General features: G+C 33.9%; 5 protein-coding genes. 2 read left to right on the top strand and 3 right to left on the bottom strand.

Features of this window, described 5'->3' with window-relative positions; all coding sequences use genetic code 11:
• Positions 1–558: 558 nt before the first annotated feature.
• Both F6K13_RS06550 and patD read right to left on the bottom strand, forming a co-directional pair.
• Positions 559–1167, bottom strand: coding sequence for a zf-TFIIB domain-containing protein (locus tag F6K13_RS06550; protein ID WP_240038768.1), 609 nt, complete (start codon positions 1165–1167; stop codon positions 559–561).
• Positions 1168–1175: 8 nt separating this feature from the next.
• Positions 1176–1553, bottom strand: coding sequence for a heterocyst frequency control protein PatD (gene patD, locus F6K13_RS06545; RefSeq protein ID WP_124143248.1), 378 nt, complete (start codon positions 1551–1553; stop codon positions 1176–1178).
• Between the two features lie 772 nt (positions 1554–2325).
• Here patD and F6K13_RS06540 point away from each other — a divergent pair.
• Positions 2326–4593: a bifunctional (p)ppGpp synthetase/guanosine-3',5'-bis(diphosphate) 3'-pyrophosphohydrolase gene (locus F6K13_RS06540; protein ID WP_124143247.1), complete on the top strand. Its 2268-nt coding sequence runs from the start codon at positions 2326–2328 to the stop codon at positions 4591–4593.
• Positions 4594–5623: 1030 nt separating this feature from the next.
• Positions 5624–7003, top strand: a complete 1380-nt coding sequence (locus F6K13_RS06535) for an aldehyde dehydrogenase (protein ID WP_124154104.1) — start codon at positions 5624–5626, stop codon at positions 7001–7003.
• Positions 7004–8086: 1083 nt separating this feature from the next.
• On the opposite strand, the gene F6K13_RS06530 is transcribed toward F6K13_RS06535, so the two are convergent.
• The gene (locus F6K13_RS06530) at positions 8087–9568 is read right to left on the bottom strand and encodes a tetratricopeptide repeat protein (RefSeq protein WP_124154103.1); all 1482 of its coding nucleotides are present in this window, start codon (positions 9566–9568) and stop codon (positions 8087–8089) included.
• Positions 9569–9656: the final 88 nt, after the last annotated feature.

The following is a 9656-nucleotide window of genomic DNA, read 5'->3' as shown; positions in this document are numbered from 1 at the left end:
CTTTTGACTTTTAACTTCTAGTTTCGCTCCTTTAGATATGAAATAATTGCAGTTAAATTACTGTATTCTCAAAGTTTTGAGTATTCAAAATATTACTTTTAAATTTTAAATTTTGACTTTTGACTTCTAGTTTCACTTCTTATAGATATGAAATAATTGCAGTTAAATTACTGTATCCTCAAAGTTTTGAGTATTCAAAATATTACTTTTAACTTTTAACTTTTAAATTTTTACTTCTAGTTTCGCTTCTTATATATATGTGAAATAATTTCAGTTAAATTACTGTAATTTCAAAGTGTTAATTCCTCAAAATATTACTTTTAAATTTTGACTTTTGACTTTTGACTTTTAACTTCTAGTTTCGCTCCTTTAAATATGAAATAATTTCGGTTAAATTACTGTAGTTTCAAAGTGTTAATTCCTCAAAATATTACTTTTAAATTTTGACTTTTGACTTTTGACTTCTTTATGTGAGGTGGCGCAGAATTATTTTTTCCTTATTCCTTATTCCCTCTTCCTTCTTCCTTCTTCCTTCTTCCTTCTTCCTTTCATAAAATATTAACTTTGACTTCCTACACTAAATTTCCCATTTAGCTCCTTTCTTTTATTTTCAAATCTGCGTAACATATAAGTAGCAGCACAATCTCCATGAGGATTATCCTCTAATATATCTGCTAATTGAAAAACATACTCAGCTATTTCTTCTCCCAATTTATCAATAATAGTCTGACGATTAATCATTTCTTGTTGATGCTGACGCACCTTAGTTTGCCATCGACGAGAAAACATCTCATGTATTTTTGTATGCAGTCCAAGGGATTCTAAAATTTTCCACTCTTCAGCATTATCAAACCAAATACCACCATCATGTAAACAACGTTCTATATAAAAAGGTTGTTTAATATTTATTTTGATGCGTGATAAATAAGTACCACATTCTGGACATAACCCTGCCTTACCATCAAAAGGGGAGGGGACAAAATCTTCAAATTGATTATAGGGTAAGATTTCTTCTGGGGCATACCATGAGGGTAAACTGTCTAACCAAGCTTCATAATTTTTTCCCGACATCCAAAAACCTTTAGATTCTGGGCAATATTTTACCGGGATAATATCGTTCAAAACGGCATCTTCTAAATCTACATCGTACTTGGGACTTTTCATCATATATATTCCTAATCCTGTGTTAATTTTGTTTGACTAAGTATATTTCCGCAATAGCCTATGAGGGTTTTTAGGCGGTCTTTGATAGTGGCCAATCGTTTTTGTGTTGTTTGAGGATTTCGAGATGCTTGCAAAAAAATTAAATCTACATATAAGAGTCGAAGTTCCTTGTGGATCTCTGTTAGGTAAGACTTGATCTGGAATACAATAGATAGATCTAGTTCTAAGTTATCTAGACTCATAATCTTAATCTCGAAAAACTGTTGGATTTCTTTCCTCATGGCCGAAATTTTTTCTAGCTCTAGATTTTCTTGGGCCATAAGTTCTTGTAACTGATTCAGCAGTTGAGTGAATTTTTGATATCGTTGATTATGCTCCTTTGGTAACATAATATAAATCAATTAAATTTGTATATATAGCAATTCCCAAGAAGCGTGAGGTATGCGCATTCGTAATTTTTAGGGAGTGGGGAGCAGTAATTCGGGAAACTTGGGAAACAAGGAATAGCGGTGCGACCCCGCGGGGTGCGACAGACGCAAGCGGTCAGACCCAGCGTCGCCGTCAGGCGCAAGCGGTCGGACCCCGCGACGACGCCAGTCGCAAGGGAATGCCGACCAAGAGAGGGAACGCGCACCAAGAGAGAAAAGAAGAAAAACAACTGTACCTCAGTCACTTGAGAAAGACTATATTATTAATCTACAAGGTAATAATATAGGATATTCATAATCTCAGTAAAGTTGCAGAATTAGTTTTAATTGTTCTGTAAATTAATTTCACTCTACGATTACTGATTTGATGAGTATTTTTGATAGTTTTTTTAGAGTCATAATCTATTTATACTCAAGAGTAATTATGTCTTCAATTATTAAGTTATATTGTAGATATCCGTAGACATCAATCCCGATTTGATAATATAATCTTATCCCAATGATTATACATAGTTTTCCATATTTTTTTATCAGAATTAAAGTATAAAAAATAACAGATAATCTCAAAAAATCTGTAACTATAAAGTACAAAGCTAATTAAAATTAAGACCGCTTTCTCATCAACTATAAATTGATAATTTAGGTTAAGAAAAAACCAAAATATAACTCTGGCATCTCTAGTCTAAATTAGCTAAAGAAACAACCAATTAATCTGATTTATAAACTAACTCCTATGAAGACAAAAACTCTAGCACCTAAACCTGTACTTTCATGTGTAATTCCTGACTGGCTACAAGAATGTATCAATAGCAAAAATAACACTGATAATTTAACTAGCTGTTCCCTAGATACAGCATTAATCTGTCAAGCATTTGAATTGGCTTATAAGTTGCATGAAGGACAATATCGTAAATCAGGAGAACCTTATATATGTCATCCTATAGCTGTTGCGGGATTGTTGAAATATCTCGGTGGTGATAGTGCGATGATTGCTGCAGGTTTTCTACATGATATTGTTGAAGATACTGATGTAACTATTGAAGAAATAGAACAAAAATTTGGCTCGGAAATAGCTTTATTAGTAGAAGGTGTAACAAAGCTTTCTAAGTTTAATTTTTCTAGTAAAACAGAGCTACAAGCTGAGAATTTTCGTCGGATGTTTTTGGCAATGGCAAAGGATATTAGAGTAATCGTTGTTAAGCTGGCAGACAGGTTACATAATATGAGAACTCTGCAACATTTGCCACGTCATAAACAGTTAAGTAAAGCATTAGAAACACGGGAAATATTTGCACCTTTAGCAAACCGTTTGGGAATTGGTCGAATCAAATGGGAATTAGAAGATTTATCTTTTAAATATATAGAACCAGAAGCTTATCGAGAAGTTCAAGAATTGGTAGCAGATAAAAGAGCTGACCGAGAGGCTAAACTGTTAGAAATGACAGAAAATTTACGACAAAAATTAGACCAAGCAGGAATAGAATGCTACGACATTAGTGGTCGTCCTAAACATCTGTATGGAATTTATCGGAAAATGCATTTAAAACAAAAAGCATTTCACGAAGTTTATGATATTGCCGGACTAAGAATTATTGTGAATAAAAGAGAAGATTGTTATCGAACTTTAGCTATTGTTCATGACTCTTACCGCCCCATTCCTGGAAGATTTAAAGACTATATTGGTCTGCCAAAACCTAATCGTTATCAATCATTACATACAGGGGTAATAGGTAATGCAGGTCGCCCTGTAGAAGTACAAATTAGAACTGTAGAAATGCACCATATTGCTGAGTATGGAATTGCCGCTCACTGGAAGTATAAAGAAACCGGATCGAGTAATACTAAAATTAATGCTGAAGATGAAAAATTTACCTGGTTAAGACAGTTATTAGAATGGCAAAGCGACTTGATAGACGATCAAGAATATTTGGAAACTATAAAAGGTGATTTATTCTATGAAGATGTTTATGTATTTACACCAAAAGGTGATGTAATTTCTCTTAAACAAGGCTCGACGTCAGTAGACTTTGCTTATCGTATTCATACAGAAGTAGGAAACCATTGTACAGGGGCTAAAGTGAACGATCGGATTGTCACTTTAGATACTCAATTAAAAAATGGTGATATTGTTGAAATATTAACTCAAAAAAATGGGCATCCTAGTCTAGATTGGCTAAATTTTGTTGTAACTGGTGGGGCGCGAAACCGGATTCGTCAGTGGTATAAACGCTCTCATCGGGAAGGAAATATATCTAGAGGAAAAGAATTATTAGAAAAAGAATTGGGTAAAAAAGGTTTTGAATCTTTACTCAAGTCTGAGCAAATGCGACTTATTGCTGAGAGATTTAATTACCATAATGTGGAAGATTTACTAGCAGCTTTAGGTTACGGTGAAGTAACTTTAAATTTAGTAGTTAATCGGTTACGAGATGCAACTAAAGAAGTCACACAAGTTGAGAAAAATTCAGATATTTGTAAAGAATTTTCTGAGCATAAATCTACTTTAATGCTACCTCGTCCAACTCAAACTTCATCTTCAGATAAATCTCATCCCATTGCTGGAGTTGAAGGTTTAATGTATCATTTGGCTGGTTGTTGTAATCCTATTCCAGGTGAACCTATTATTGGTAGTGTAACTCGCATTCATGGTATTTCTATTCATCGTCAAGGTTGTTCTAATGTGGAAAATGTACCCGGAGAAAGGTTAGTTCCTGTTAGTTGGAATTCTACTAATGAAAATCAAGGAAGACCTCAAACTTATCCAGTTAATATTTGTATAGAAGTGATGGATAGAGTGGGAGTTTTGAAAGATATTTTGTCTCGTTTGATGGATAATAATGTTAATGTCCAAAATGCTCAAGTTAAAACAAATCCCGGTCACCCAGCAATTATTAATCTATGTATTGAAGTGAGCGGTCGTCAACAATTTGAAAAGACTTGTACTCAGATTAAAAATATGAGCGATATTTTGAATTTACGTCGTCTTAGTCAAGTTGAATAGTTTTTTTAAGGAAGAAGGAAGAAGGCTTTAGTTATCTAGGAGAGAAGGAAGAAGGAAGAAGGCTTTAGTTATCTAGGAGAGAAGGAAGAAGGAAAAAATAATTCTATGGCACCTGACTTAACGAAGTCAGAAGTCAGAAGTTAGAAGTTAGAAGTTAACCCACCCCTGGCCCCTCCCCCTCCCAGGAGGGGAAGTAGGGGATTTGAGTCGCCCTCCAAAAATATTTCGCCTTAAAAGGCGGGGTTTTCGGCCTAATTATTTTGATAAATGTTTGCTACATTTTATTGAGTGGAGGAGTAGGGGATAAATAAACATAAGAATAATTAACAATAATTGGCGTGGTAATTATCAAAAAAGTTATTGAATAAGAGTATTAATTACTTAATAACTGAAGTGCTACTTAAGTTAAGCATTCTTTTTTCAAATTGGTATAACACCTAGCACCTACTACTTACCACCTAACACAGCTTCACATAAAATTGGTATAGCGTTTCCCAAGGTCGTGAGGTACAGTTATCTTTTTGTCTTTTTATTCCCTGTTCCCTGTTCCCAGATCCGGTGTTCCCTCAAGCCTAAAATTTTGTACCTCACGCTTTTTGGGAATTGCTATATAGCAATGTGCGCTGGCATATTTACAAATTACAAGAACTGTCCAATAGCTAAAAGTCTTATATCCCACATTCCGTACGTCAATTTGTAGCATTAAAAGTAGTATATAAATCCGTAGCTTGGTAGGTATTTATACTATGCAAATCATCTCAATTACTTTTTTCGTTGATCAAATTCCGAGTAAATAATTAAGCATAAATACTTGCTTGCTTGATTGATTACTCAATCACTGCAGCTATGATTTTCTTCTAAAATTCTGTCTCCTGTCTCCTGACTCCTGACTCCTTCTTCGATACTACATTTTGTGATGCGGAATGTGGGTTATATTATAAGTTTTTTATTCCCCCAGATGAGCTGTTCTGTTGCCTGTTGCCTGTTGCCTGCGCACAGCGCTATATCAGATTGATTTAAGAGAAAAACTATGAATTTCAACCAATCATTAATCAGTAAGATATTAAATAAACAACGTCAATTTTTTGCCACAGGAAAAACTAGAAATGTTGAATTTAGAATAGAACAACTTAAACTTTTAAAACAGGTTGTTTCAGACGATAGAGAACAAATAATAGCTGCTATTAAAGCAGATTTGAATCGACCAACTTTTGAAGGTTATTTTGAACTTGGTTTTGTCAAAGAGATAAATAATGCAATTAAAAAACTAAAATATTGGACAAAACATCGAAAAGTTTCTACCCCAATTGAACAGTTTCCTGCTGGAGCAAAAATTTATCCAGAACCTTTAGGGGTAGTTTTAATTATTGGTCCTTGGAATTATCCTTTTCAGTTAGTAATATCTCCCTTATTAGGTGCTATTGCAGCAGGAAATTGTGCAATTATTAAACCTTCAGAAGTAGCTGCTAATACATCTGAGGTTGTGGCTAATTTAATTGCTAATACTTTTGACCCTATTTATATTGCTACAGTTACAGGAGGAGTAGAAATAACTCAACAGTTATTAGCAGAAAAATTTGATCATATTTTCTTTACTGGAGGCACAAGGGTAGGCAAAATAGTGATGGAAGCTGCTGCTAAAAATCTCACACCTGTTACTTTAGAATTAGGCGGAAAAAGTCCTTGTATTGTTGATTCTGATGTTCAGTTAGAATATACGGCAAAACGTATTGCTTGGGGAAAGTTTATTAATGCTGGTCAAACTTGTGTTGCTCCTGATTATTTATTAGTAAATCAAGCAGTTAAATCAGATTTATTAGATAAAATAAAAAAATATATTGTTGAATTTTATGGTAAAAATCCTGCTAATAGTCCAGATTATTGTCGGATTATTAATGAAAAACAATTTAGTAGATTAACTAACTTACTGCAAAATGGAAAAATAGTTATTGGCGGTGAAACTAATTCAGAGGATCGCTACATTGCTCCAACAATTATTGAGGGGGTTTCTTGGGATTCGTTAATTATGCAAGAGGAAATTTTTGGACCTATTTTACCTGTTTTAGAATACAGTAATTTAGAAGAGGCGATCGCTATGGTTAATTCTCGTCCTAAACCTCTATCACTTTATTTCTTTTCTCGAAACAAACAAAAGCAAGAGCAAGTTTTAACAGAAACTTCTTCTGGAAATGTTTGTATTAATGATACTGTGATGCAATTTGGAGTAGTATCTTTACCATTTGGCGGTGTAGGCAATAGTGGTATTGGTCGTTATCATGGCAAGGCTAGTTTTGACACTTTTTCTCATTACAAAAGTGTGTTGAAAAAGGGTTTATGGTTTGATTTAAGTTGGCGATATGCTCCGTACAAAAATAAAATAAGTTTGATTAAAAAAGTTATTTTTAAGTAATACCAAATTGATAAATGTTTGCTACAAATATCTAGGGTATTTCTTAGGAGTCAGGAGTCGTATGGGAATGGCTTTAATACCATTTTTTAAGGCGTAAATTATCTTTTTCTCTTGGTGTGCTACCAGGTGCGACTGTTGTCGTCGCGGGGTTGCACCACTTTCTCACAGGGACATCTCCTGCACTTGTCTTTTTATCGCTCTTACTATTCGTAACATTCTTTTTTCAAAATGGTATAACATTAAAAGTAGTATAAAAATCGGTAGCTTGCTAGGTATTTATACTATTTCAATAATTGATAATTGATAATTACCTCTATTATTTCCTCCTGAATTGCAGAATTGCTGTTTGCGGACCATGACCTAGGAAATTCTGACTCCTTTTTTATACTAGATTTTGAAGTGCAGAATGTAGGTTGTAGTAATGCCTGAAAAGTGTGAGGAAAAAATTCTATGTTTTAGGGAACAGGAAATAGGGAATAGGGAATAGGGAACATAAATTGCAATTCAACTGTATTTCACTATTTTAAAAAATGCTGTAATTTAACATTTGTTGGAGATAGGGAAAAGAGAAGATTCAGACATCATAAAATATATCTTAGTAGTAGATATGCAAATAATTTTCCCTATCTACTTAACTAGCAGTTAACTAATAGCTTTCAGCTTTGGTTGAACTTCCTGACTTGTAGACATCGGATAATATCAAATCCCAAAAAGTTTGCCATATAGCCATATATCTTTGTAACTGAGTAGATAGGGAAATGGGAAGGTAGGGAGTGGCGAGATGTTGAACAATTAATAATTAATAATTAATAATTACCTCTCCCTAAAAGCAAGAGGATTTAATAAAAGGAAAATTTTTTCTCTCTTGGTCGATTGGATATGGCGAGGAGACCTCGCCATCCCCCGACCGCTTGTTTCTCCTTTAAAGGAGAGAATCTTTACCTTAATTATTCAGCAACACTTCAGTTATTAAGTAATTAACTTATGCCCATGGAATTTTTTTGCTAATTTTACCCAAATTAATGTTAATTATTCTTATGTTTACTTCTCCCCCACTCCCCTACTCCCCCACTCCCCTACTCCCTACTCCCTATTCTTTGATTTTGCCTGTAAATTTTCTAAAGCTTGATGAGCACTAGATAAATTTGGTGCAAGTTCAATAGCTTTTTCTAAAGAAGATATTGCTTGTTCATCTAAGCCTAAATTAGTCAAAGCTTCGCCCAAATGATAATGTACAATACCCGAACTTGGATGAAGTTCAATTGCCTTATTATAAGAAGCGATCGCTTCATTCCACTTTTCCAAACTTGCCAAAGCATATCCTAATTTATGGTGAATATCGGCAGCAGTGGGATTAAGATTTATCACTCGACGATAAGCAGAAATAGCCTCCTCAATAAACCCTTGTTGTTCCATCATTTCTGCTAATTTCAAATGAGAGTCTATTACTGTTTTATTCTGTTGTTGTCTTCTCGCTAATGCCTCTTGTAGATGCTGATTAAACTTTTGATTATCTGGTTTAATTTCGACAGCTTTTTGATGACAATTTATTGCTTCTTCCCACTTTTCCATTTCTGTTAATGCTTCTCCCAACTGGTCATATACAACTGCTGAATTAGGATTAATTTTGAGAACTTCACGATATTCAGTTATAGCTTCTTCCCATTTTTTGAGTTGAGCAAAAGCATAAGCTAACTGATGATGAATTATTGCTGAATTAGGATTAAATTCAATTGCATTTTGATAGGCAGCAATAGCTTCTTCCCATTTTTTGAGTTGGACTAAAGCTGCTCCTAAATGATGATAAATTTCGGCATTTTTGAGATTTAGGGAAATAGCTTGCATACAAGCATCAATGGCTTCTTCCCATTTTTGTAACTTAGTTAAACCTAGACCAATATAATAGCAAGCTTCTGGTAAATTTGGGTTTAAATCAAGAGCATGACGGTAAGAAATAACCGCTTGTTCGAGTTGACCAGAGTCTTCTAGAACCTTACCTAAACTAAAATGATATTCTGGCAAATAAGGATTAATTTCAATAGCTTGATTAATAGCATCTATGGATTCATTCCACTCTTTTTTATTTGCTAGAGTTTCCCCTAAATATTGATAAACTAAAGCAAAGTTTGGATCAATTTCAATAGCATGACGATAAGCAACTATTGCCTCATCAAATAATCCTTGTTTTGCCAAAGCAAATCCCAAACTACTATAAAATTTGGGAAATTCTGAATTAATTTCAATCGCTTGATTTAGATAAATAACTGCCTCATCAAATCTATCTAGTTTAATTAAAATTTCTCCTAAATTATAGTAAGACCAAGGATAGTTTGGTTGCAGTTGAATTCCTTGGTGATATATATTTGCTGCTGCTTCTAAATTTCCCTGTAAACTAAGAGCTTCTCCCAAGTTTTGATAAGCTACTACTGATTTAGGATTAAGTTTAATTACTTGTTGGTAAGCATCAACAGCTTCTGCTAAATCACCTTCTCTGAGTAGTTTATTCGCAGTATGAAGATAGTGAACACTGCTTTCTGTTTCTGTTGCTATTGTTGAGGTTGACATTATTATTGAAAAAATCCTTTATTTGATAGTTATGGATTGGGTAATATTGCTGATTAACTGTTGATATTCTACAGTTTTTTAGTAGGTA

Source organism: Okeania sp. SIO2B9 (genome assembly GCF_010672505.1).
GTDB classification, from domain to species: domain Bacteria; phylum Cyanobacteriota; class Cyanobacteriia; order Cyanobacteriales; family Microcoleaceae; genus Okeania; species Okeania hirsuta.
The sequence above is the reverse complement of the archived record's forward strand: the minus strand, read 5'-3'. Positions and strand labels throughout refer to the sequence as shown.